General features: G+C 41.7%; 27 protein-coding genes. 1 reads left to right on the forward strand and 26 read right to left on the reverse strand.

Annotated elements, in window-relative coordinates; translation table 11 throughout:
* Positions 1 to 2 precede the first annotated feature (2 nt).
* The 6 genes from L6H98_RS10455 to L6H98_RS10480 all read right to left on the reverse strand — a co-directional run bounded on the left by L6H98_RS10455 (position 3) and on the right by L6H98_RS10480 (position 3,978).
* Positions 3 to 380: a hypothetical protein gene (locus L6H98_RS10455; RefSeq protein ID WP_236414911.1), complete on the reverse strand. Its 378-nt coding sequence runs from the start codon at positions 378 to 380 to the stop codon at positions 3 to 5.
* Positions 381 to 454: 74 nt separating this feature from the next.
* Entirely contained in the window at positions 455 to 1,051 is a 597-nt protein-coding gene (locus tag L6H98_RS10460; RefSeq protein WP_236414913.1) for an AAA family ATPase, read from the reverse strand.
* Between the two features lie 261 nt (positions 1,052 to 1,312).
* Positions 1,313 to 1,861, reverse strand: a complete 549-nt coding sequence (locus L6H98_RS10465) for a hypothetical protein (protein WP_236414915.1) — start codon at positions 1,859 to 1,861, stop codon at positions 1,313 to 1,315.
* 198 nt (positions 1,862 to 2,059) lie between these two features.
* A complete protein-coding gene (locus L6H98_RS10470; protein ID WP_236414917.1) occupies positions 2,060 to 2,785 on the reverse strand; it encodes a hypothetical protein in 726 nt (241 codons plus the stop codon).
* A gap of 145 nt (positions 2,786 to 2,930) precedes the next feature.
* Complete coding sequence (locus L6H98_RS10475) at positions 2,931 to 3,497, reverse strand: histidine phosphatase family protein (RefSeq protein ID WP_236414918.1); 567 nt, start codon at positions 3,495 to 3,497, stop codon at positions 2,931 to 2,933.
* Positions 3,498 to 3,684: 187 nt separating this feature from the next.
* Entirely contained in the window at positions 3,685 to 3,978 is a 294-nt protein-coding gene (locus L6H98_RS10480; RefSeq protein WP_356722662.1) for a GNAT family N-acetyltransferase, read from the reverse strand.
* Positions 3,979 to 4,299: 321 nt separating this feature from the next.
* Between L6H98_RS10480 and L6H98_RS31390 the strand changes: the two genes are divergently transcribed.
* A complete protein-coding gene (locus L6H98_RS31390; RefSeq protein WP_339276829.1) occupies positions 4,300 to 4,674 on the forward strand; it encodes a hypothetical protein in 375 nt (124 codons plus the stop codon).
* Positions 4,675 to 5,169: 495 nt separating this feature from the next.
* Here the strand turns inward: L6H98_RS31390 and L6H98_RS10485 are convergent, their stop codons facing one another.
* The 20 genes from L6H98_RS10485 to L6H98_RS10575 all read right to left on the reverse strand — a co-directional run bounded on the left by L6H98_RS10485 (position 5,170) and on the right by L6H98_RS10575 (position 23,784).
* Complete coding sequence (locus tag L6H98_RS10485) at positions 5,170 to 5,499, reverse strand: DUF3024 domain-containing protein (RefSeq protein ID WP_236414920.1); 330 nt, start codon at positions 5,497 to 5,499, stop codon at positions 5,170 to 5,172.
* A gap of 186 nt (positions 5,500 to 5,685) precedes the next feature.
* Positions 5,686 to 6,042: a hypothetical protein gene (locus L6H98_RS10490; protein WP_236414921.1), complete on the reverse strand. Its 357-nt coding sequence runs from the start codon at positions 6,040 to 6,042 to the stop codon at positions 5,686 to 5,688.
* 301 nt (positions 6,043 to 6,343) lie between these two features.
* Positions 6,344 to 6,937, reverse strand: a complete 594-nt coding sequence (locus tag L6H98_RS10495; protein WP_343259918.1) for a zinc dependent phospholipase C family protein — start codon at positions 6,935 to 6,937, stop codon at positions 6,344 to 6,346.
* 197 nt (positions 6,938 to 7,134) lie between these two features.
* Positions 7,135 to 7,578 (reverse strand): tyrosine-type recombinase/integrase, encoded by a 444-nt coding sequence (locus L6H98_RS10500; RefSeq protein ID WP_290371438.1) that lies wholly within the window; start codon positions 7,576 to 7,578, stop codon positions 7,135 to 7,137.
* Between the two features lie 160 nt (positions 7,579 to 7,738).
* Entirely contained in the window at positions 7,739 to 8,065 is a 327-nt protein-coding gene (locus L6H98_RS10505) for a hypothetical protein (protein WP_236414923.1), read from the reverse strand.
* A 132-nt stretch (positions 8,066 to 8,197) separates the two neighbouring features.
* Positions 8,198 to 9,997 (reverse strand): serine hydrolase domain-containing protein, encoded by a 1,800-nt coding sequence (locus tag L6H98_RS10510; protein ID WP_236414924.1) that lies wholly within the window; start codon positions 9,995 to 9,997, stop codon positions 8,198 to 8,200.
* A 1,019-nt stretch (positions 9,998 to 11,016) separates the two neighbouring features.
* Positions 11,017 to 11,457 (reverse strand): hypothetical protein, encoded by a 441-nt coding sequence (locus L6H98_RS10515; protein ID WP_236414925.1) that lies wholly within the window; start codon positions 11,455 to 11,457, stop codon positions 11,017 to 11,019.
* A gap of 197 nt (positions 11,458 to 11,654) precedes the next feature.
* On the reverse strand, positions 11,655 to 12,308 hold the full coding sequence (locus L6H98_RS10520; RefSeq protein WP_236414927.1) for a lysozyme inhibitor LprI family protein: 654 nt from the start codon (positions 12,306 to 12,308) through the stop codon (positions 11,655 to 11,657).
* Between the two features lie 232 nt (positions 12,309 to 12,540).
* Entirely contained in the window at positions 12,541 to 12,684 is a 144-nt protein-coding gene (locus L6H98_RS31395) for a GrpB family protein (RefSeq protein WP_356722728.1), read from the reverse strand.
* 120 nt (positions 12,685 to 12,804) lie between these two features.
* Positions 12,805 to 13,575, reverse strand: a complete 771-nt coding sequence (locus L6H98_RS10525; protein ID WP_236414929.1) for a nucleotidyltransferase domain-containing protein — start codon at positions 13,573 to 13,575, stop codon at positions 12,805 to 12,807.
* Positions 13,576 to 13,741: 166 nt separating this feature from the next.
* Complete coding sequence (locus L6H98_RS10530) at positions 13,742 to 14,374, reverse strand: Type 1 glutamine amidotransferase-like domain-containing protein (RefSeq protein WP_236414930.1); 633 nt, start codon at positions 14,372 to 14,374, stop codon at positions 13,742 to 13,744.
* A gap of 153 nt (positions 14,375 to 14,527) precedes the next feature.
* Positions 14,528 to 15,574, reverse strand: a complete 1,047-nt coding sequence (locus L6H98_RS10535) for a DUF4303 domain-containing protein (protein WP_236414931.1) — start codon at positions 15,572 to 15,574, stop codon at positions 14,528 to 14,530.
* 305 nt (positions 15,575 to 15,879) lie between these two features.
* Positions 15,880 to 16,215, reverse strand: a complete 336-nt coding sequence (locus tag L6H98_RS10540; protein WP_236414932.1) for a hypothetical protein — start codon at positions 16,213 to 16,215, stop codon at positions 15,880 to 15,882.
* A 49-nt stretch (positions 16,216 to 16,264) separates the two neighbouring features.
* Positions 16,265 to 16,738 carry a DinB family protein gene (locus L6H98_RS10545; RefSeq protein WP_236414933.1) on the reverse strand — a complete coding sequence of 158 codons (474 nt, stop codon included), beginning with the start codon at positions 16,736 to 16,738 and terminating at the stop codon, positions 16,265 to 16,267.
* A gap of 122 nt (positions 16,739 to 16,860) precedes the next feature.
* On the reverse strand, positions 16,861 to 17,460 hold the full coding sequence (locus L6H98_RS10550) for a hypothetical protein (protein ID WP_236414934.1): 600 nt from the start codon (positions 17,458 to 17,460) through the stop codon (positions 16,861 to 16,863).
* Between the two features lie 294 nt (positions 17,461 to 17,754).
* The gene (locus tag L6H98_RS10555; protein WP_236414935.1) at positions 17,755 to 18,111 is read right to left on the reverse strand and encodes a contact-dependent growth inhibition system immunity protein; all 357 of its coding nucleotides are present in this window, start codon (positions 18,109 to 18,111) and stop codon (positions 17,755 to 17,757) included.
* A 463-nt stretch (positions 18,112 to 18,574) separates the two neighbouring features.
* A complete protein-coding gene (locus tag L6H98_RS10560; protein ID WP_236414936.1) occupies positions 18,575 to 19,762 on the reverse strand; it encodes a glycoside hydrolase family 88 protein in 1,188 nt (395 codons plus the stop codon).
* 67 nt (positions 19,763 to 19,829) lie between these two features.
* Positions 19,830 to 20,630, reverse strand: a complete 801-nt coding sequence (locus L6H98_RS10565; RefSeq protein ID WP_236414938.1) for a polysaccharide deacetylase family protein — start codon at positions 20,628 to 20,630, stop codon at positions 19,830 to 19,832.
* Between the two features lie 11 nt (positions 20,631 to 20,641).
* A complete protein-coding gene (locus L6H98_RS10570) occupies positions 20,642 to 21,784 on the reverse strand; it encodes a serine hydrolase domain-containing protein (protein WP_236414940.1) in 1,143 nt (380 codons plus the stop codon).
* A 26-nt stretch (positions 21,785 to 21,810) separates the two neighbouring features.
* Positions 21,811 to 23,784, reverse strand: coding sequence for a beta-galactosidase trimerization domain-containing protein (locus L6H98_RS10575; protein ID WP_236414941.1), 1,974 nt, complete (start codon positions 23,782 to 23,784; stop codon positions 21,811 to 21,813).
* Between the last annotated feature and the right edge of the window lie 88 nt (positions 23,785 to 23,872).

Consider the following 23,872-nt stretch of genomic DNA (forward strand, 5'->3'; position numbering starts at 1 on the left):
CCTCACCCCAACAACGCCTGCTCAATCTGATCCACAATCCCATAGATACCCATCGGCCCATAACAACCAATCCACATCGCGGCATCAACTGAATGCACCTGCTGTCCCTCAGCCCCACCAACCATTCCCAAGACCCGTTGCTCTGTGGTCGATACCTCATTTTGCATAAGCTGATTACTCAGCAAGAAGTAATGACTCGCTTGTACTGCCGGTAATTTCTCAACCAAGATATGATAGGCCGTGTCGGAGGTGTCTGCTACAAATAACGGAACGCGCAGACCTGGATCACAGTACAGCACCGCGCCTGTCCGATGAGCCGCCGAATGGACGCGCACGAGAGAATCCAGTGGACGGATCAGAGCTACGCTTTTTCCTGCCAATACCGTAGCCAGTTCTTCCTGGCTCAGGACACATAGGCAATAGTCCCTGTGGTGTGATCTGAGGCATTCACCTTCTATAAAACACTACCCTTTCTTCTATTTAATTTCTTAAATGCCGAGTACTCCTGATCGGAGTTTATATAACTTAATATTTTTTCCGCACCTTCGGCTGGGCTAAGCTCTTCCGTATTCACTTCCAGATCATATTCATCATAAGCGTAGATGTAGTCGAACTGGGAATGGGCAAGTCCAATCTCGCGATCTCCCCTGCTCTGCTCTCTTCTGGCGAGTTCTTCTTTCGAGCAGTGTACGCCTACAAACAATATCGGATAATCTGAAAGCAAATCATAAAAATCATTAAACCACTTGTCATTGCTGATGACCGTATCCACGATGACATTCAAACCCATTTCCGAAAACAGTTTAATGGTTGCATAGTACAATGAGCCAATCGGGCCGAAAAGGATATCTGCCATCACATTGGCTTCCAATTCTCTTGTTGGTTTCATATCTGGATATGTAGTATCGATGAACTGATCATAATTATGGAGAAATTGATCTATAGATAGATGATGGAATGGAATTTCTCCCTGCTTTTTCATTTCCATCGCGATGCTCGTCTTACCCGAACTTGATGTTCCGTTTAAAAATATAATGAGTCCTCGTTCCACATTAATCACCCTTATCTTTTAAATTGGCTTATCTTTTAGAGCACGTTCTTGTATTATCACTAAATCAGAGCTGGTTCAAGTGCATAAACCAAGGGTTCATTCAACTTTTATAGGAAGCCTCCTTGGTCTCCCCTTATTTTCAGTTTAGCTTTGATTCATCTTTTCTCTCATGTGTTATCATAAATTTAAAGAAAGACCAAGTGCGTCAACACTTGGCCTATGCCATTGGCTTGGATGGTTTATTCCCTTCTTTCCTGACCGTTACCTCGCTCCATCTGATGCCCCTCTTTCCTTCTTAATATATTGTTTAAAATATTCCCTAAATACATCATACATGGCCTGCATTTCAATAATTTCGTTCCGAAACTTATGCTGTATCTCTTCTCTTTGTCTATACTCAAGCTCAACATTGAATTCTTCAGCTTCATATTCATTTAATAATTCAAAGAAGTATTCACAAGGCTCTTTCACAGCCTCACAACTGTCTGCATACTGTCCTGACCCCAGCAAAAAGCTGGCCCAGGATATTTCTCTTCTATCGTACTTTATGTACAAACAAGCAATGTATTGATCGAATAATGAGTTACGGTAATCATCAACAAAAGGTTCTGAGAGAATGTATTTGTTAACGATTTCAATAGCACTGCCTTGATAACGCACCGCAGCTAATTCTATGATCCAGTACGGCGGTTTCGTGTATGCAAGGATAATGTCATCACAAAAAGGCTGAAAGTGTTTGTACCAGATCAGTTTACTCTCGAGCATAATGCTTAGCTTACAAGCAAACTCTTTCGTAGGTTCGATTTTCATACCAATAACTCCTTGTTAAGCAAAATATTCAACATGACCTAGAGCGCTTGGAATATCTCCGTTTAACATATCAATGTCTCTCCAGGTGTTCTACTTCAAGAGTAAACGTACGATTCTACTCCACTTTCATTCTTCTTTTTCTTGTCCTCTGTTTTGGCTATGGGACGTTCTGCCGCTAATTCCCAGCCCCAACGCTCTTTAACGCCTGCCAATGAATAGCTTCGTTTGAGTCCAGTGAAGGTTATAGCCATAGCGGTATAGCTCAAAGTAAGGATACAGGCAGTCTTCCGCCTCCTGCAAACCTTGATAACGGGGCCATTGCAAATAATAGGCTACCCAATAATCGCAAGCGATAGAATAGTATGCTTCGCTCAAGATTTCGATGTTTTCATCGTAATCGCTGCGTGAGCTGAGAAGTTCTCCAAGTGCTTCGTAAACGGTATCGCGATCTTCCTCATTCGTGCCTTGAATTGCCCTTTGCTCTAACTTGCCAATTTCCCCTTGCGGCAGCACGACGACTTCCGTCAGACAGGCCAAATCTTGTAATGCTTCCTTAGCCATGTCCGCTGCTTCGTCATCCTCCGGTACCATGGAGAACAAGCCTTTCAATCCTCGAATTAACTCCTCCCCCAGACCACGCAGCGTTGCCTCCGAAGCATCCTCACGTCCACCATTGAAATAACCTGGCACATATTCGCCGGTGAAGTCTTCGGGATTCAACATCTCGTAGATCGGACGTATTCTGTCCAAGAAACGCTGGCCGTCTGGAATCGGCTCAAACACACGTTCAACACCTGCTCCCGATGGCATAAACCACTGGAAAAATCCGTAAAGATGGTCTGCTTCAACCTGCTCATCATCTTCCGGCTCAAACTCTTCACCGCCCATCGCTAACAAATAGCGGCCATATTCCTGTTGATCCATGAATATCCCCCCTTCTTCTCGGTCCGATCACCGACCACTCTCTCTATTTTTCCGTAATATCTTCACCCCCTCCATATTCAATGATATCTATATTTTACCTGCATCCACATTTACAAACAAGCGTTCTCATGCATGATTAATTGCCCTATTCTTCCCACAGCCTTGTCACTTTCTCTAGCTCCATCTCTTCAAATTCTAATTGGTAGATATCCGGTTTGCTGGTCTGATTCATGAAATCCAATCCGTAACTTGAATCAAAGTAATTCATCATCAACGTCATCACATGTCCGTGTGTGCCGATCGCTATTTTTTTCCCCTTATTATCTTCTAAAATCTGCTTCAATACACCCACAGCTCTATTCTGGCAAACCTTGTTCGACTCGCCTCCCGGTAATGCATAATCAGGATCTTCAAACATCCTTTTCGCAGCAGGCTCAAATTCTTCATCAGCAATCATATCATCTGAAAAATGCCTTTCCCGAAGATCCTCCATAACCTGAATATCTAATTCCAACTCTGCTGCCAACCCCTCCAAGGTTAGAATAGCCCTGGCATAAGGACTTGAGATCATAGACTGTATTCCTTCATCCTTTAATATTTCTGTGATTTGGGCCGCCTTCACCTTACCCTCCAAGGTAAGTCCCCTCGTTCTCTCCGTGCCTTCCGTGTATGGTGACTCCGCATGCCTAACCATGTAAACGATGGTCTTCATAGGATCCTCCTTGCATAGCAAAGTGTGAAATCGAATTGCAAACTATCCTTACCTCACTCAACCAAGTGTCTGTGCCAATCAACGCAGCATACCAAATTATAAACAGGTTTAGGCTGAGGACATATCTACAACACACACAGCTGGTATACAGCATGAACATATAGAGTAATGTGAGCCAGCCATGAAGCTACTTACAAGTAAAGGTTTGATACCTCTTCTCATTATCCATTCTAATTTTTACTTCACCTTCTGAAACTTCTTCTATTACCTTATCCCAGAACTTCTGTGCTGGTACATTCTTTAATAGCTGATAAAGCTCCCATTCTCCACTAGATTTCTTCAAAATGTGTTCTGCAGCCTTTCTCCCAACACCCAATCTCCTATATTTACGAAGAACAAAAAAGTGAGCTAAATAATTGTACTTCCTAACATCATCAATTTCCTTAGTCAAAATAAAACCATCGATCTCTCCGTTCACCACTTCGAGTGCAGTACCATCTTCCGATCGCTGTTATCCCCAGTTTGATCCCTTATTTCAAGGGGAAAATCCGGTGATCAGTCTATGCTTCCGATGCTTTCTTTCAGAAAGCTTTTATGCGAACGCTTTGCTTCTCCAGATTGGTTCTGCCTTTCCGTTGCCATAAAAAATTCATTGAATTCTTCGACTAAATCAGCGCTCTTTGTCATACGACCGACACCTATCCTATTTTAGTAAAATCAGACTATTACCCTGCTCTATTTGTCTACACCATTCCTAAAAACCGCAATACACTATATCAACCTTAGAAAAGGAGTGATTTAGTTGGCAAATAGTGATGTACGTCTTTCACTTTGGTCTCGTAACAATTTTTCTGGTCGTCGGATCCTCTTCAGACGTGGAGGGGTTGCGGTTCGTGATCTCGGAGCGTTTCGGTTTGACAATGCGCTTTCAAGCTTTCGACTCAGAAATGTTGTGCAAAGCACTCAAGTAACACTTGTACTGTTTTCGGGAATTAACTTTCAGGGGTCATTCCGGGTGTTCCGTGGCAGTCAAAATGTGGCTAACTTGGGTAATTTCAATTTCAACAACGTCACATCTTCGTTAATCTTGGTAGGCCGCAATCTTACTAACACGGAAATATCTCAAATTCAAAGCACTGGAAGAGCACCTCGAGACATTCTTATTATAAGACAATAACACTAAATAATATGGCCTTTTGGGATAGGAAAACGACAGTCTACTATACCAGCGGCAATCTAGGGCTTATTTATCGTCCAAGGCTTACGATTTTATTGAACGCAACAAAGGCTCAGGGTTGCTTATTCTACGCCCTGAGTCTTTTTTCAAATTGAATTTGGTTATTTTTTACCATCTTTCTCTAACTGCTGAGTAAAGGTAGTTTTACCAGAGCCCGCTACGCCACACATCATTACCACCAATGAAACAGTTGGATCTTTCTAAAGAATCATATCTTTTTTTTCAGAATTCTCATACATCAGTATTCTCCTTTCATCTTTGGTTTAGCTATGTTTATATTTTTGTTTTGCGCTGATTTCCTATAACGTTTCTGTATTCATGAACCCGAAGAGTTGTCTGCTGAAATGCCCCCTCGAAATCCACCCCGCAGACCCAGGCTCCATAGGAGCCGCTGCTTGAATATTATGTTATGAGATGTCATTGGCTTCTTCGATTTTATCCCCAGAACAGTCCGTTATGCCCTTCATCCACGATCTTTAACTGTTTTTCAAAATCTTCATTCGGTTCTATGTCATCTATGAAATGCCATTTCCCCTTGCTGTCTTGCCAATATATTTCCCATTCGTTTTCATCTAATCTGAACTGAGCTACAGGCATCTGCACCCATTGATCAATTTTGTATCCTTGTCTTTCTTCAATTAATGTCACTTGATTTCCTCTGATCTTATAACTGATTTTAATCTGGTTTTTCACATGTTCTGGTGCTGCATTTTGTGTATATTTGTCCATGATTTTCATAATCCGCTTCTTTGTAAAGTCATCCATGGATTTTGTTTCTCCTGCCCTGATTCGTTTTGCCATGATTATATCACGATGATGTCGCATAATGTTCCTGTATTCACGACCCGACGCATGTCGGGTATCAGGCGACTGCCGGATAAGGGCGGATGCCCGCAGCGTGAATATTATGTTAAGCGTTGCTTCTGTGTTTCTAAGTTCACTTCATCATTCCTACAACGTTTTAATCTTTAATTCTTTTTTCATGGCATACCAATTTAAAATTTCTTTATGTGTTCGATCAATCTTTGCGTGATATCTTTCTTTATATTCTTCTTTAATATCATTCGGATCATATCCGTACCATCTCTCACAATTAATCAAAAGATCACGAACTTCATCGAGCGACTCTTTAAAAAGAAGTTCTAATAGGGCTGTAGTTAAATCGTCATGCTCATTATCTGGAGCGCCATTTTCTACTAAACTTACAGGATCAAATCGGTTAACGATTTCTCTCAGTTCCAAAAACATCTTTGAATCTTTGGAGATTTTTATTTCATTATTCTCGTTAGCCTTGTCCTCGAATTTCATTCCTTCTCTCCTTACTCAATGTTTACATTATACTCATATGCTACGTCTGATTTACTCTCGCCGCGCGTGCTCCGTTTCCGAATCTGCTTCGTCGGTTTAATCAGACTTCAACCATTCTCTGCTCTTAACTTGATCCTAATCAGCCCTTCAGAAGTTACGCTTAACGTTCCTGTATTCACGACTCAGCGTATGCTGAGTGTCCGGCGTATGCCGGACCCAGGACGAATGTCCGCAGCGTGAATATTATGTTATATGTTGTCCCTGTCTTCTCTGAATCCGCTAATGATCCTATTCTTCTTACTTACATATATTTACTCAAATTCATTATTCCCACATTTACTGATGTTTCGATATATCCTTTGATCTGTATAAAACTAAAGACATTCAGTGCTCCATCTGCGTCTTGTTCTTCATATTCCATATCACCTAATACATAAGGAACGAATTCGAGTGCATCACGATATTTTACTTCATCCAAATCCATAACTTCACTAGCTTTATTCAGGATTGCATTTCTCATTTCATCCGTACATCCATAATGCTCTAACAGCTTTCCATTCAGTAATTTAAAATCATTATGGTAAAGTGGATAAACTCCCGGATCTTCCTCCATTCGATTTCTCAGCCAAGGCATATAAAATCCCTTCATCCACTGTTCATCTGCAATTAAATGGGCAAAATAACCAAGCACATACTTGTTATTTGAATATGAGTTGTACTTGTCTAAAAATTCTTGATAGTCTATGTGTCTTGTAAAGTTCTGATGTTCGCCTCTGTAGAAGTGAGACTCGTCTTTTGTAGCAACAGCATCTGGAGCAACGCTACCTAGTAAAAACGAAGTTCTATCTTCAATATTCAATCTTTCGGCAATTTTATGACCGATAATCAAATGCATGATTCTGGATCCCATAATATAAATCACTCCATGGTAATTTGATCTTTATGCTCTTACAGGGATTACATATAACATCTAATTTATGTACTTCTTAAATACCACACATCCTGTACGTTATCCGAACTACGTATATGATAACCCAAAATGTTACATTTGCGTAGAAAAGTTTGGAGAATAAGGGAGGCTTCGAGTAGCCCTCAATCCCCCAAATCCATCCGATCCAGCGGGCTTTGAATACGCTGGATATTCTTCGTACTAACATGCGTATATCGCTGAGTTGTACGTGCGCTCGTATGACCAAGTAGCTCCTGAATGTAGCGCAGGTCTGTCCCGTTTTCCAACAAATGAGTGGCAAAGGAATGCCTCAGTGCATGAATACTTACCTTTTTCTCAATACCTGCACGTCGTCTTGCTTCTTCAAAAACCTTCTGCACGCTCCGCTCGGTAAGATGTCGATCAGAAGATTGCCCCGGAAACAGCCAACGATTAGGTCTATATTCAGCTATGTATTTCTGCACGATATCCCAGGCAAGATTTGAAAGAAGCGTCCTCCGATCCTTGTGCCCCTTCCCCTGTCTCACGATGATTGTTTTCCTTTCAATATCCAGATCACTGCAACGCAGACGCAACCTTATTTGCATAGTTATGTTTTCTCCGAAATTCTGAAAAACAAAAAAGGAAGGCCCTTTATCATCCCATAGGGAATCAGACGACCTTCCGATGCTTTCGAAACATTTATGATGTTGTAAAAGTAGAGGATAAGCATAGCAAGTTCAATGACAAACCTCTACTCCATAGCATCTACTCAAGCCTGCACCACTGATCAATTTGTCTTGATGAATAACAGTAGACGATTAAACCAGCAGATATTTCGTCAGGGGATATCTCTTTCCCCAAACATATACCGATATTCTTCTTGTCGGCTATAGAATGATTAATTTGAGTAGAATCACCTTCAAATATTTGCTCTTCCCCATCCGTTTTTTTAATGATTATCTGTGCACCGATTATCTCTTTGATTGTTGAAGGAAGTAGTCCATCTAACTCTGCATTGGCACCCATAACGACGGCTCCGAATTCAGGTATTTCAAAGACTAAACCAACGTCAAACAACATTTTAGCTTCCATTCTTTGACCACCTTATCCTTGATCTATGAATAACTTACCTTTGACATCCTGCATCCTGAGATCGGCATTACGAAGTCTAACCATGGCATCTCTCCATATGCTTAAGTCATCCATTTATCAATTCCTACTTTTCTAAACATACAAATTCCATCCGACAATAAAAACAGCCAATATAAAAGCGGAGATGCCAGACATGATGTACATCACCTTTTGCTTTTTGCCGTAACTGTTCTTCCGCAGTTTGTAAATAAGCAAGCCAAGATACGCCACGGCCAGAACTACATAGAGTAGGTTAAACCCTAAATGAATGCGTAACGAAGAATAAGCGGGATAACTTGGAAGTCTGGTAAGGATGATAAAAAGATTCAGAAGCAGCAACACACCTGCGAAATGAATGGCAAAATAATATGTATCAAAATGAGTTGGAGGATTTCCTCGTTTTTTAAATTTGTAAAGAAGCATTCGGATTAAATAGCCGATCAAAGCACCTAAGCTGAAAATGATAGCTAGCGCAACAGGAATAAATGATATTTTAATCAAGTTTACCGTTAAACTCGATACAGGCAAGTAATCCAGGTAAGGAGTGTAGGAAATTTTCTCAACAACGCCATTATGCTCGACCACATTATAAAGACTACTTAACTCCGCTTTTGAAAATTTGGTTATATCCAGCTGCCTAAATAAATCGGTAAATCTAGAGGCAGGCCGTCGTGCGGATTGAAAATATCCTCCTTCCTCAGAAGTAACCGAATTAACGTATGTGCTGTTACCGAAGATTTTGCTAATAAGCCCATAATAATAAATTTCCTCAAACGCAATGTTCGTCATGACCACCATTCCAAATTTGGATTTGGGATCAAAGACAACTTTACTTGAAAATCCCTTTAAATTCCCCTCGTGTAACAGTGTAGGTACCCTGTATTCCATCTCAACGAACCCATGCGCAAATCGCGGAATCGAAGTCCCGTCATAATATAGACTTGTTGACAACATTTCATCTAACGTATCCCTCTTTGCAAATAATACATGGCTATCATCAACAGGCATCAGCGCTGCAAGGAATTTCCCTAAATCTTCTGCTGTCCCCATGGCTGCCCCAGTAGGATAAAAGGTTACATATACTCTGTTCTCAGGGATCCGTTTCAACTCTTTCGTATACCCTTCAATCTCATTCCTTCTTTGCACGAGGTCTGGACGATCTTGCCCCGTTGGATGAATCGTAGTGTCGTTCATATGAAGCGGTTCAAAAATATGTTGATTGACATATTCATAAAAAGGTTGGCCACTTACCAATTCCACGATGTAACCGGCTAGTCCAACGCCATAGTTTGAATAACCAACGACGCTATTCGGTTTGTAGATCTGTTTCGGCTCATTTTTACGCAACGTCTCTCCTAAATCATACGTTTCATTCTCGGCGTAATAATACACTTCGGTCGCTGTTTGATCTTCCCAACCCGCATTGTGATGCATCAGGTTCATTAGGGTAATCGGTTCATCGTATTTGAGCTTTTTGAAAAATCCCTCTGGCAGATATTCTCTGATATCCGTCTCCAAATCAAGCTTTCCTTGTTCGACAAGCTGCATCACACTTGTATAGACCAACAGTTTAGAGATCGAAGCCCATTCAAAAACAGTGGACGTGTCTGCCTTTCGCTGATTCTCAATATCCGCAAAGCCATACGCCTTATTCACAATGGTTTCACCATCTTTGATCGCCACAACGGAAACGGCAGCCGTATACTTCTCATACGAGGCAACATAAGCATCAATCGTTTCCTCTAACTCGGATAAAGGAATCCTGGATGGTGTAGTCTCAACCTGTTCTTCTTCGGCGTAGGCAGGTACCGCTATTGCCATAATGATAAATATGAATGACAGTACACTAGCGATGACTTTGTTTACAGTGTGATACCTTCGACTGATTTGCATGAGCCACTCCTTTTTATTCAAAATAACGCTACATTTAACCCATTTCATGTTCTTCAGGCTTAATGATCCTCCAATCGGTCCAGATATGACTGCGATCTCGTATACGCTTTCATATGAGTTTATATGTATTTCATACATGCTTTCTCTGTACGTGCTCCACTTCCCCGATAGATCTGTTAACTCTTGTCACTCCGTCACGAAAAAATATTGTTATATAAACCGCACTAATCATTTTCACTAGGGCACTGCGAGTGAAGTACCATCTTCCGATCGCTGTTATCCCCAGATTTTTGGGATTCCCCTTTTCTAAGGGGAAAATCCGGTGATAAATGCGAACGCTTTGCTTCTCCAGATTGGTTCTGCCTCTCCGTTAACGTTTGTTTGTTTTTTGCGGTTTATATAGCTGATATTTCTAGCTTCTAGATATACATAGAAACTAGTTCTACTCGATGATTTCTCCTTTCCAATTAACAATGGTCAACTCTTTATCTTTCAAGAGGCACCAATCCATGATTTCGCCTACTAATTTTGGAGTAATGATCTCATCACTCCATTTCGGTGTTAGTGCTCTCCTATATCCTATATACTCGGTTTTCCAGCCTTCAAATTCTTCTCCGATAATTACGATTATCCAAAATTTCGTATAACACTTTGCCAGTAATCGGGTAACCTCATCTTGTACGGTTTTCGCATGCCCTTTTGAAGAGTAGGTTCCAAAGTTTATTATGTTGTTCCTGCCATCCCTTTATCAATCAATTCGAATCGGGTAAATACGTAATTTCTTCAATATTATTTATTGGCCTCTATAAAATTACATAGATTACTCTCAAAGTCATCTGATCTACAAGACGGTTGAACATTTGGGTTATTTCGAATCGTAAAATCAATAGAATACTGATCGTTCGGATATTCTTCAAAACTTTTATAATATATGAATACTCTTACTTCATACTTAGCTGAAGGCAAGGCATTGATTACGTTATTTAAATCCTCTGTTGTCAGTGTTTCATTATCCTTTCTTAATTTAATCCAAATATCATGCCCATTATTGCTCCAGTAACGTAGAGTTCATCAAATTCCAATGGAGCTATTTTCTCAACAAAACTTGTTTTTAGTTCATTCATATAACTTTCCACATACGGCTTTGCTCGGTGTGTTTGATAAATACCAATCACACTATTACCGACTTCAACAGCTGGCATGGTCAGAAACGCAGCACCAAAAATGATCGCAATACTTGGGACAATATAGGCGTCAGAATGGTAAATGAGCCTGCCAAGCAGTAAAAAAACTATGGTTCCCATTAGCGCCAGAGCAGCAACTCCAAAAGCGGCAGGCTTGTTATCAGCGCTAAATCCTCCATTACCAATATTAAAGATAAAAAATATGTATGAGTAACAGCATCCGATGCCGACACCCACAGCAAATAACAAGTAAATTGTCTTCAATAATGTTCTCACGATTTCCACATCCATGCTCTAATTAAATTATATGAACTCATCCAAGCCATACGAAATCTAATGTATTTGGCTACCTCTACTTCCCCGAAATTCATCGGCCGGACCGAGGGCCGAATGGCCCTGAAGCGTGAATATGGTGTCATGCGCCGTTTGTCTTCGAAGTATCACCTACAAAACCTTTGATCAAGATTCCAAATCTATTTTTGACTTCGGTATACAAACTCAACTTTACCATCTAGCAAATATCGATATTCAAATAATTGCATTGTTCTTTCCCTAATTCTCTCCCGTATAACCGTGCCTAGGCTTACCGATCCTTGTGATCCAAGGTAACCATTATCAATAAATGTCTTCTCTACAAATTTTGTTTCCCTTAAGTGATACTTTAACCATTCTTTCTGCGACTCAATTAGTGCTTCTCTTGGTTCTCTATCCAACTTAGAGAGAAGCTTTTTATATATTTGATTTAACTCTTTATCCCAAATCTCTGTATATCTGCTTTCCAACGCCTCCCATTCCAATGTTGTAATAATCTCTTTGGAATTTTGAAATTCATTTAATTCCACTTCATAATCATGATCTATAGGATTTCGAAGCATTTCATCATAGAATTCTCCTTTCAAATCAAGGTTCCCAATGCTCATTGGTAATATTTTATTGTTAGCAGGATCTGATTGACCTTCCGTTATTTCTTTCGATTCTGTTCCATTACCTGTACTCACTGCATCAGGAGGCAGTTTAGAATTCATTATTGATTTAGTTTCGCTGTTTAAGGTAGTCGATTGACTACTATTTTGACAAGATGACAACATTATCGTCAGAAAAAATAATAAGAGTATCTTTCCTTTCATAAATTATCCCCTTAAATATTTTCTTTTATATTTACCGGTAATGGCGCATAACGTTGTTGTATTCACGAACCCGAGAGGCTTTAAAGGACCATCAGCGACAGGGTTAAAGACTTAGCCTCGTAGGAGTTGTCTGCCTGTTACGACTTCCTCGAAATACCTTTGGCAGACCAAGGGGAGTCAGGCTCGCAGCGTGAATATGTTGTTATATGATGTATCCACCCCCTTGAACTACCTATAAAGTCTTTCCACATTCATTAAGTACTTTATTTACAAATTCGGTCTTCCCATTCGTATAAGACTGGCGATTTTCTCTATATTTAATAACCAGCTCTTTCTTTAGATTGGCATATTCGACTACAAATTCGGGATTGCTAATTAATGGGCATACTTATAGTTGTGAGGCTTGCCGAACACCTATGCAGTGACGTCCCGACGGGCTTAGGGGGCTGGATGTGGTCACTCGCTTCTCAGAGTGACCCGGAACGTCAATATGGTGTTAGTCAAGGGAAGTTTTGGAAGCAGCCATGGCATTTAACGCGTTCTCAAAATAGCTATATATTTCATCTGCAATTCCCAGAAACTCTTCAACAAGTACATTATTACTATCCAAGTAACAAGCATACAGATAATCAACTAAACCGGAGTCAATCTCGCAATAGTTTAATATGGCATTCTTCATCTCAATAATGTCATCTTGCCATACACCTGTATCTACTAAAACCAAAGAGTATAATGCACGAATTAATCTTTTCGAATACCCTTTAATATATCTAGTTTTCATCGTGTGATCACTAGCAGTAGAAAGTGAACGACGTACACGACCTACTTCTTCCGTGGTCTCTGTATTTAAGTCTAGAATGAACTCTGGAGAAATAATGATCGGTGGTACTTTTTCACCAATGTCATCACCATACATGCAAACACAAATAATCTTAACCCAAAAACCCCACTCATTCGGTTTACTTAATACATCGTCAATCGAGCAAATGATCGTATCAATCTTAGTGACTATTGGATATTCTTTCAAAAGCCTGTCTTTAATATTTGTCAATCTTTCGTAATCAATATCTTTGGGATTTACACAGACAATAGTAAAGTCTGCATCTGACTTAAAAGGTTTAGCAGTTCCTTTTGGAATCGAGCCACACATATAAATGCTATGAATCTTACCTTTAAATTCGGTAAGGATCTGATCTATATACTTATCAACCAAATCCTTATATTCACTTTGTATTACAATTCTATTTATAACTTTTTCTAATATCATATAGACTCCTCCTAAACTAAGAACTTCTTTCGGCTAACGTTCCTGTATTCACGACTCAGCGTATGCGGAGTGTCCGGCGAATGCCCGACCCAGGGCGTATGGCCGCAGCGTGAATATTAGGTTAAGCGAAGTATCTGTCACCGTCGAATATGCTGTACGAAGTCTTCTAGTTAATTACTCTTATATCCCCAATGAATTCAATTTTTGTGTTATTTACTACTACTGCATCTCCATCCCTACATAAATAAACTGTTATATCTTTTGCCTTTGCATAACGACTTATTGATTGTTCTGTTTTTTCTGAGCCATCCCAGTGAGGTAAAAATTCAAATTCTACTAAACCTAATGCTTTCATATCTTTTAACCCAACTCCATTTAAGTCTCCATCTTCGCCATAGCCGGCTAATTCGATTGTTTTCGTCATTAATAAACTTCCGGCACTAACCCCAATTAAAATTCCACCATTGCTGACATATGTGCGCAACGAATCTATAAAGCCCCGTTTACGTAACAAGTGCAAAAAATAAAATGTATTCCCTCCAGATAAATGAATCGCATTGTGCTCAAAAATATTGGAAGTAACTATCTCGTCATACTCTTCATCGAGATCCTTATATTCGATATTTTCAATTCCAATCTTGTTATAAAACTCCGTTGTCGCTTTGAAATATGCTCTGTCCGGATCAGAACACGAAGGTATATAAGCAATAGAAGGTTTTATCCCTCCAAAGATGTCTTCTAATTTGTTCAACAATCTATCATTTTCTTTCAGGTCACTTAACAAAATCAATTTAGCCATGTATCTTCCCCTTCTTTTCTGATTGAAATCTTATATTCCTAATACTCTTAATTAATGATATTTCGCTTAACATTCCTGTATTCACGACGTTCACCGACTTGGGGTTGATGCATGGATATAATGTTATTGGAAGTGACCAACTCCTTAGATATACTACTTATTCTTGTACTCTTCAAAGTTTAATAACCTAAGTCTATTTTCATCATACACTTCTTCTGGAAAACGTAATGAATCAAGAGCATGAAGAGTTCTTGCAATATTAATACATTCTTGTACCTCATTATCGATTTCATATTTTCGTATAAGAATTTGCTTTAATCGATTGATGGTCTCCTCGTCAGCATGTTTAATATCTATTAGAATACTTAGAAACATCCATCGAGTATAACTCTCGCTTTGAATAATTACGCCATCGACTGATGGAATATATCCGGAAAACACCTCAAAGAGTGTGACTACTTTGCTTGATGCGATCAATCCTAATTTTTTTATTTCATCCTCAGCATCATACTCATTGCGGTTCATTTGTTTAAAAGCCCTTGTTCCATCTGTGTCGGCCTCAATTAGAAATTCGTATAATAAATTACACCAATGGGTAACTTGTTCTTCTTTAGTTAAAGAATAAATATGGCTTAGATATTGATCATATTCTTTAACTTCGGGAAACGCTTTATAATAGTCTTCAATAGTTACCGTCTTTTTTATGTATTCGTAGTAATCAGAGTCATGTTCTACAATAAATGCAATAAAATCTCCAGTCGTATTTAGTTTGGAAAAGGTCGGGGCAAGTTCATCGATTATTTCAACTAACGTATGGATAAACTTCTGAGTTAATTCATTCCATGATTCTTCATCTTCTCGATCAAAACATTCCGAAAGTATTGTTTCATACCATTGTTCAAATTTATTTATTTCTTCTGGTTGTTTCGAATCTTCGTATGAAAAATCTCCAACATTATATTCTACTCCCCTAGAGCCGAGTAATCTGTCTGGAGGATATGAGCTGCAGTGTTTTTCCGCATATATTTTAAACGAATCTACGGTATTCCACTTCATATTAACACTTCCATATGTAGCTTGGCAGTCCAATATCACCGCATACACTTCTTTATTTTCAGTTGTTGTTGCAAATTTCTCCAGATCATTTCTAAAATGATTCAATAATGTACTTTTCCATAGACTGAACTCAGGGTTCTTCATACTGTTCTTTTCTCCTTTTTTTCAGAGGGTCCAAAACCACTTGTGGTAATAGATCACTACTTATTCATTGACCAAGATGCTCGCTGGCTCACTGCTTCAAATGATACATATAAGGAGCAAAGTCCCATCCTTTTTCAAATCCTTCACGACGCGTCCATATCTCACGTTTTCTGCAAACTTCGCATATATGAATGAACTTTCTACCCTCGTACCCCCTACAATTTCCAATGTTTGAAAGTTTCGTTTCTTTAAAATTCACTTTCATATCGCTGCATCACTTCCCACGCATATCGTCTAGCCATTATTTATGATGATAATAATTTCTTTGGGTCATAAGCAGTAAGAAACTGACCAAATCCATCCTCAAGCAAAAACCTTGAGAACTGCCGCATACACTGTCCCTTTCGTTCAGGATTAGGCAGTGGATTTTCGGTTTTAAGAGTGATAAATATTTCACCGTTCACAAATGAAATTTCCAAGTATTTCTTAAGGCTGACCTGTCGCTTCGTTGCATTCTGGTAATAAGAATTCAATCGAGTAACTACTGCTTGAATCTGCTTTTGAACAACTGAGTCACTAAGCTTGGATCTATACTGAGGGTTCTTGAATGTCATAGTTAACTCGTAAACGTTCTGATACATACGATCTATTCCTCCCATTCCAGTAAGTTATTCTTGATTTTCTCAATAATCAATGCATCTGTTTCTTGAGCATCATGATCTGACCAATGTGATACGCATTATGAATACTTAAATTGGATACCACGCCCCACCAAGGAGCATTGAAATAGGAAGGAATCTCTTTGATAAGTTTGAGATCATCACTTTCCTCAAGGGCTTTATTCCAACCATTAAAGACTGTTTCAAGTCGCTCTAAGGTCTTTTTCCACTCAAAATCATTTATCGTATGTGGATTCACGTAAAAAGTATCATCATTGTTTATTGAACTTTCTAATTCAAATTGTCCGACGTTATACCTCTCAAGCCACTTCTCATTCCAAAAAATAAGATGATTCACGATCGACCAAATGGATTGGTTACTTTCATTTTCCCAGGCAGCTTGTGCAGCATTTAAATCTTTTAAAATGTCATGGAGCGGGATGAACCAACTTTTATCGTTATAACAGGCGTTTAATTGGTCTATAAGAATAGATTTATAACTCATCCTTGTACCTCACTTTTCGATTTATCTATAACGCTCCCCGTATTCACGACCTCGAAAGCCTTAAGGAATCAGTGACTGGGTCAGAGACTGAGCCTTGCAGAGGTGGTTGTCTGAGTCCGTTACTATTCGTTTTTCAAAAACCATTGAAGCATTTTTTGCTTCATTCGATCCGCTATTTCTTCATCTCTTGCCATGATCCATTTATATAAAGGTTCGTTTATAAATTCTAGTAAATTATTTTTGCATTTCTCAAGACCATCTAACAGCTCTTTATAGGTAAACCTGATACAAAATAATTCTTCCTTCTGTGTTGCTGGATCATCTGACCACACTAAGACATAATCTTCATAATATATAATTCCAGGTGACGGATCATGCCCTAACCATGGACTTTGTTTTGCTTTAATTGAATTAATTATTGTTTGTAGCTCTTCAAGTCCGCAACAACAGCTAGGCATAATAAACGTTTCTCTATCCTGTATAAATGTAATCCCGCCTAAAATAGCAACTTCATCTTCCTCCAAAAGCTCTTTAAAGGATTCTTCAAAAGACATCGATGCATCAATACTGTTGTATCCGAATAAATGCAATAAAAACAATTCAACTTCACTTTCACTGCTATTCGAGGATAAGAAAGCAAACTCCTTCCGAGCCACTTCATTCTCAATCCATACAGGCTTATCATAATAAGGTTCTCGAATTACAGGTTTCATATAAGGCATCTTTGATTCCCCCTACTTGGGTTCTTTATAAAAAATCAATAATGTCTGCAGGAGCCGCAGCCTTAATTCAGCTTTCATTTATTGCAAAGTATACATCGATGACAATTTAAATAGATACTGTGTTTTTCGCATTTAGGGTATCCCCTCTTCTAAGCGGAAAATCCGGTGATAAACCTATGCTTCCGATGCAGCTTTCTTTCAGAAAGCTTTTTGGCGAACCGCTTCGCTTCTTCAGATTGGCTCTGCCTCTCCGTTAACGTGTAGATGTTTTTATATAGTATAAATTTTTCTCACTCATGTCTTTCTCGCCTCTTCATATGTTCGGATCACTTCATCTAATTCGTTCTTCAGTTCTCTATGTTCTTCCCAATATCTTTGTCCTACCTTAAGTACCGAACAAAATAAATCTCCCATATACAGATCCCCTGAACTCAATGGGTTCTCCATTAATTTCTCTAAGGCTAAAGGTAAAAGAAAATCCAGACTCATTTGTTGCCCGATCGAAAGCCTTAAATCTTCATTATTCCATTCACAGAGAGGTTTCTTTCTTAATTCATATCCTTGGAGAACCAACCGAGAAGCAAAATTCGGTTCGTTCCACTTTTCGCCTTCTAACTCTTCAAGAGTTTTGGTTAAATCCACTTTCTGCATGGTTTCACCCGCTTAAATAAATGGTTTCCAGTATGTCATATAACGTTTCAGTATCCACGACGCCCCAATTTCATCACGATCGTTGAGTTGACTAATACATTTTTAGTAATATGTATCTCTTAAATCTTTCATTTAGTATGACAGTAATTATCGCTGATTGGTTTTCGATTTCTGAAGGGATGTTGTTATTATATGATTCCATGGTCTGATCGAATGATTCTTTGATCTGTGCAGAAATAGGACAAGATTGGACTGACAATATCTGCTGTAACCAATTCTACCACTCCTTAGGCATTATGATCTCTATAAAAGAGTACGGGACAATGTCCTCTGCCACGGCTCATATCATAGAACCATGTTTGACGGAGGATCATTATCCCGAAGCGTCAGTACGTTGTTTTTTCCAAGTTTCTTATCCATGACCCCCAATGCCTTATATAACGCTTGGTATGGTATTACAGTGTTATTTCCCGCTACGCTCATACCAATAACCAGGAATACCATGCGCAAGACGCATTAACGCTTCCAGGTAGAAATAATCGCCCCAGATCATATGATCATCAGGGGATAAGCCGCCATGAATATGATAAGACCCATGTTTAAGAAAGCCTTCTGCTTCATCGTCACCGATCGTGGCATAGTTGTTAATTAGCGATTCCATGCTTGTTGCCAGCATCTGCTCGAAATATAGACGATCTGGATCACCAACAGCCAAATGGGAGATGAGTTCCGCCAGTCCCGCAGCGACAATCGCTGAGGCTGAACTGTCCCGGTAAGTATCCGCAGCTACAGGAGCGTTGAAGTCCCAATAAGCAACGCTGTCCTCGGGTAAATGTTCAAGGAAGTAGCGGGCCATACGCTTGGAAGTCTCCAGAAACGCCTTATTTCCAGTATAACGATAGGATAGTGCGAACCCATATACTCCCCAAGCTTGCCCTCGCGTCCAGGTCGAACCATTGTTGTAGCCTTGATGTGTCGCGCCGCCGATGGGAACACCCGTCTTCGCATCCAAGAAAAACGTATGATACGAACTATCATCACCTCTTACGATATAACGCCGTGTTTTCTCTGCCTGGATCTGTGCTATTTCACCGTACGTTGGATCACCTGTCTGCTCACTTGCCCAATACAATAACGGCAGATTAAGCAGGCAATCGATAATAATTCTCCCCGCTTCTTGCTCGTTATCCGGGGCTCCCCAAGCCTGAATATATCCGCTGCCGTCGCTCGTATTCCGCCATCGTTTCATTAATACATCAGCTGCAGCAATAGCCAGCTCCCGAGCACGCTCATCGCCAGTTACAATCCACTGGGCTTTGGCCGATAAGCTGTATAAAAATCCGATATCGTGGTGATCCAGGGAGACATGCTGCTCGAGCCGCTGACGAAAACTTGCTACGGCCCCTTCTGCTGCCTTTCGGTAGCGTTCATCGTGTGAATATTCATAGCACAACCACAATATCCCCGGCCAGAAGCCATCTGTCCAGTCGTCGTTATCATTCAACATATAAGTTCCATTCAGACTAACATGGGGAAACCGGGTCCCGAACTTATCCATATTGTTTAGCGTTTTCGATAGAATGTCCTCAATGGCTTGTATATAAAGTTTTTTCTCTTCCGAGTCCGTTGTTTGCATTCCCTCGGTAGACATCGCACTTCAGTCCTCTCTTCATCTATTATGAGAAATGATCCAGAGAATGACAGCAAACAAGGGATCATCAACCGAGCTCGGTCAATTGGCCTGCCGCAAGCTCTACGACGTCCGTTTCCACGCTTACCCATACACTTTGTGCAGATGGATTATGGACGATCCGGTAATCTGCCGAGAATCGGAGCTGCCGCAATGCATGCATATACGAAACAATTTCAGCATTCGTAGCAAACCAAATATTTTCGTTTCCGGCAACGAGTTCTCCAAACCGATCGATCAGCTCCCAGTTGTTGTCGTTCTCAAATTCATAGCTGTGCCCCCACACATACAACAAAGCCATCTTGGTATGCCTCTGCTTTAAAGCAAGTAACTGCTGCGCATACTCCACCATTTGCCGATAATGGCAGGTCGGATGCCATCTCAGGAAATCTGAAGGCATATTGAACCCGAACTCGTTTGCTGCTGTCCGGGCATACTCTATCCCTAGCGAAGGCAGCAGCGAGACAAGCTGGTCGTTATATGTACCAAAAGGATAGCTCATCCCACGCACAGGATAACCAACCAGAGCCTCCAGTCCCTTTCGATCCTCCGTGATTTCCTGAACCATTTGTTCGACCGGCGACTGTTCGAGAAAAGGATGGCTGACGGTATGTGCAGATACTTCATGCCCTGTGAACAGGGGACGTATCTCGTCCCGTGTAAGAAATCCCTCTTTTCCGAGCGTACCGCTGTTTAGGTGAAACGTGCCTTTGAGACCATATTCATTAAACTTCTCGACCAGTCTCCTGTCATGAATCTGACCATCATCAAAACTCAGAGTGATGGCCTTATGCACGCCACCCGGAAAGCGATCATATCGAATTCTCATGCCAATTCCTCCTAACGATGGTTCAAGCAAGCGTATACGAGATTTCTCAAACGTGGATGCACATAGGGCTCTTGATTGTTCAACATATGCTGCGCATACATGACGGTCAGCTGAGAAGACGGGTCCATGATCGCCAGAGCACCGGCTGCGCCGCTCCAGCCGAATTCACCAAGCGGACTGAGCGACCCGCTGATCTGTTTGGAACGATGGGTGCGAACACCGAGCCCGTAACCATACCCCGCAAGCTGCGACCACGTGAAATGACTGCGGGTGGCCTCCGTCAGATGATCTGTTCTCATGAGATTCACCGTGTCGGCTGCGAGGATTCGAACGCCTTTGGGGCTTGTTCCTTGATGGGTAAGTGCATTCAGAAAGACGGCGTAGTCATCCACCGTGGAGAATAACCCGGCACCGCCGCTCTCATATTCCGTACCGATCCGGTAATCGTTCCCCTCCTTGGGAATAGGTTTACCTAAAGACTCGTTATATTCATACTGTGGAGCCAAACGGCTTCGATTCTCTTCCGATACATCGAAGCCGGAATCACACATCCCGAGCGGGCCGGTAATTTCATCCCGAACATAGGCACCGAATCGTCTTCCGTCCACGGCTTCGACCACAGCGGCAAGAACGTCATGGCTTAAACTGTAGCTCCACCTCGCCCCCGGTTCGAACAACAGTGGTTCTTGTGCGATGGCCGCCGCAACTTCGCGGGTTGGCGCTCTGCCGCTTGTGCGTCTTACGACTTCCTGGATTGAAGGGGAACGGATATCATAAGAGAGCCCGGCCGACATGGTAAAGAGATCCCGTACCCGGATCGCTCTCTGGGCTTTCTCCAATACCATTTCACCACTCGGCAAGGTCACCTTCACCGCCATCTCGGTATATTCGGGAAGATAATCCGACAACGGGTCATTTAACAGGAGTGCTCCCTTTTCTACCAGCTGAAGGGCTGCCGTGCAGGTCAGAATTTTGGTCAGTGAATACAGCCGAATGATGTGCCTATCGTGGATGGGAATACGCTGTTCCAAGTCAGCATAACCGCTGCGGTAGCGGAAGACCTCTTGATTGCGGTGCAAAACCAAAACCTCCGCCCATGGAATACGCCAATCCGTCAAGCGGTCGATAAATAGGGATAGTGGTTTGAAGTCCATCGCTTTGCTTCCTTCCTGTCTCAATATCACTCGTAATCGATAACCACCATCTGATGGCATTCCAGCTTCGGAACGGTGTAGCTAACCGAACCCTCCTCCCACTTAAAGGGAATGGACTGAACTTGCGGTGCCAAATACACATTCTTCACTTGATGGGGAGTCCGGATGGACACCTCAACATCATATAGCGGGACGATATCCTCAATCACTTCGATCTGTTTGCCACGACGGACCGGGGACACATACAGCAGATGATGGACCAGCCTTTTCTCTTGCTTTTGCTCCTGCAGGGTGGTTACGCCCTGGGCAGGCAGATCGGTGTTCAGCGTTTTATTAGGCAGCAGGCGGTTCAGCGCATACAGGATCGTCTCCTTCAGGATCAGACTTCCTTGGTTCGCATAATCTTCGAACACGTTCCATGCCAGATAGATGCCGCTGCCGCTCTCTACCATGCCCGGTCCGCCATAGACATCGCTGCTTGGCGTATGCTGATGCGAACAGAAGGTAAAAACATCGCGGTTGAAATACGGGTCTTTCCTGCTGCCTAGCTCCGTTCCGCCGGCAAGTTCGAGCTTCTGGCCTTCCGTATACATGACAAAGGAAGCTTCCCCCAGGCTCGCAGGCTTGAACAACGGATGAAAAAAGTCCGGACGGTATGGATTCACTCCCACATATCGCACTCCGAAATCAATGGCGAAGGACGTACCGTCTTGATCCAGACCAGACCAGCCTGTGGCGAGAACCTTACCTCCCTTCTGCAAAAACAAATCCAGCTTATCCTTCAGCTCGTCATTCACCGCCACATAATCCGGTAAAATCAGCACCTGGTAATTCGCAAAATCTTGTTCCGTATCAATCACATCAAATAGGATATTGCCCTCAAGCAGCATGCGTACAACCCCTGCATCCGAATCGTTCCGACTTGCATCTTCTTGGGCTTTAGGGTGCACGCCTGTTGCTTCCAAGGACAACAACGCTACATCCGCAACGTTCGCGGCATTCACGCACCATGCTTCCTTACTTTCGACTTCACGGTAAGCCGTACCGATCAATTCATAGGTTGCGGGATCCATGCGGCCGTCAGGCTGAAGCTGATCCCCAATCGAACATTTTGCACCATTGGCAAGACTGAGAGCGGTTTCATAGCGAAGTGCGTTTGGATGCTTATATCCGCCGAATTCTCCCCACGCGGTATGAAATTTCCCGGTCATGCCAAGATAATCAAATCCGAGCGTTTGTACGTACCTGGCCGAAAGAGGAAAATGGTCATAACCCCATCCGCCGGTAGGCAGCGACTCCAGTTCCAAATGGGTATTCATTGCAGCCAAATCGCGACGACCGCGCTTGATATGTCCGCCATTATGGAAGATGGGCAGACCTGGTTTGATCGATTCCACCGTCTCCTTCATCCTGGCTGTGTAATTGGCATATGTGCTCTCCCAGAGGCTCTTCATCGCTTCCTCGTTGCGAGGGTCATCCCCTTTACGCCGTATGGTATCCACACAGTTATGACAGTAACATTTGCGTATACCCACAATATCGAGAAACAATCCGTCTGCATCATATCGGAGCAACACTTCCCTAATCTGTTCGATCAGGATATCGAGATAAGGAGAGTTCATGCAAAATTGATGATAGCCTGGCTGCATGAAGCCTTCGGCCCAATTCGTTCGATCATTCATGTCACGGATCAGCCACTCGGGGTGACGCCGGGCTAGCTTTTCATCCAAACCGGCCGAAAGGTACACTGGTGTTTTTACGTTGATTTCATGGGCTGCCTCAATCTGTGCCGCAAGCAAATCGAAGCTTAACCCCGGATGAATCTCATTAGCCTCCGAAGGATGATACGCCCAGCCATGATGGCACTTGGAGAACACCGTAATCGAGTCGACATGCCCAAGCTTCAACATGTCCTGAAACTGCCTTTTGTCAAAGCGGTCCCCAATGGGGACAATGGCTTCCGAGGTGTGAAAATCCAGATGGACTTGACGGAATCGCATGATTTCGCTTCCTTTCTCGTTCATATACCCCTAATATATGCCTTCCAGCATTGAACGAATAGGTGTAAAGACGACTTTTTATAGCACA

Source organism: Paenibacillus sp. JJ-223, assembly GCF_927798175.1.
GTDB classification, from domain to species: Bacteria; Bacillota; Bacilli; order Paenibacillales; family Paenibacillaceae; genus Paenibacillus; species Paenibacillus hubeiensis.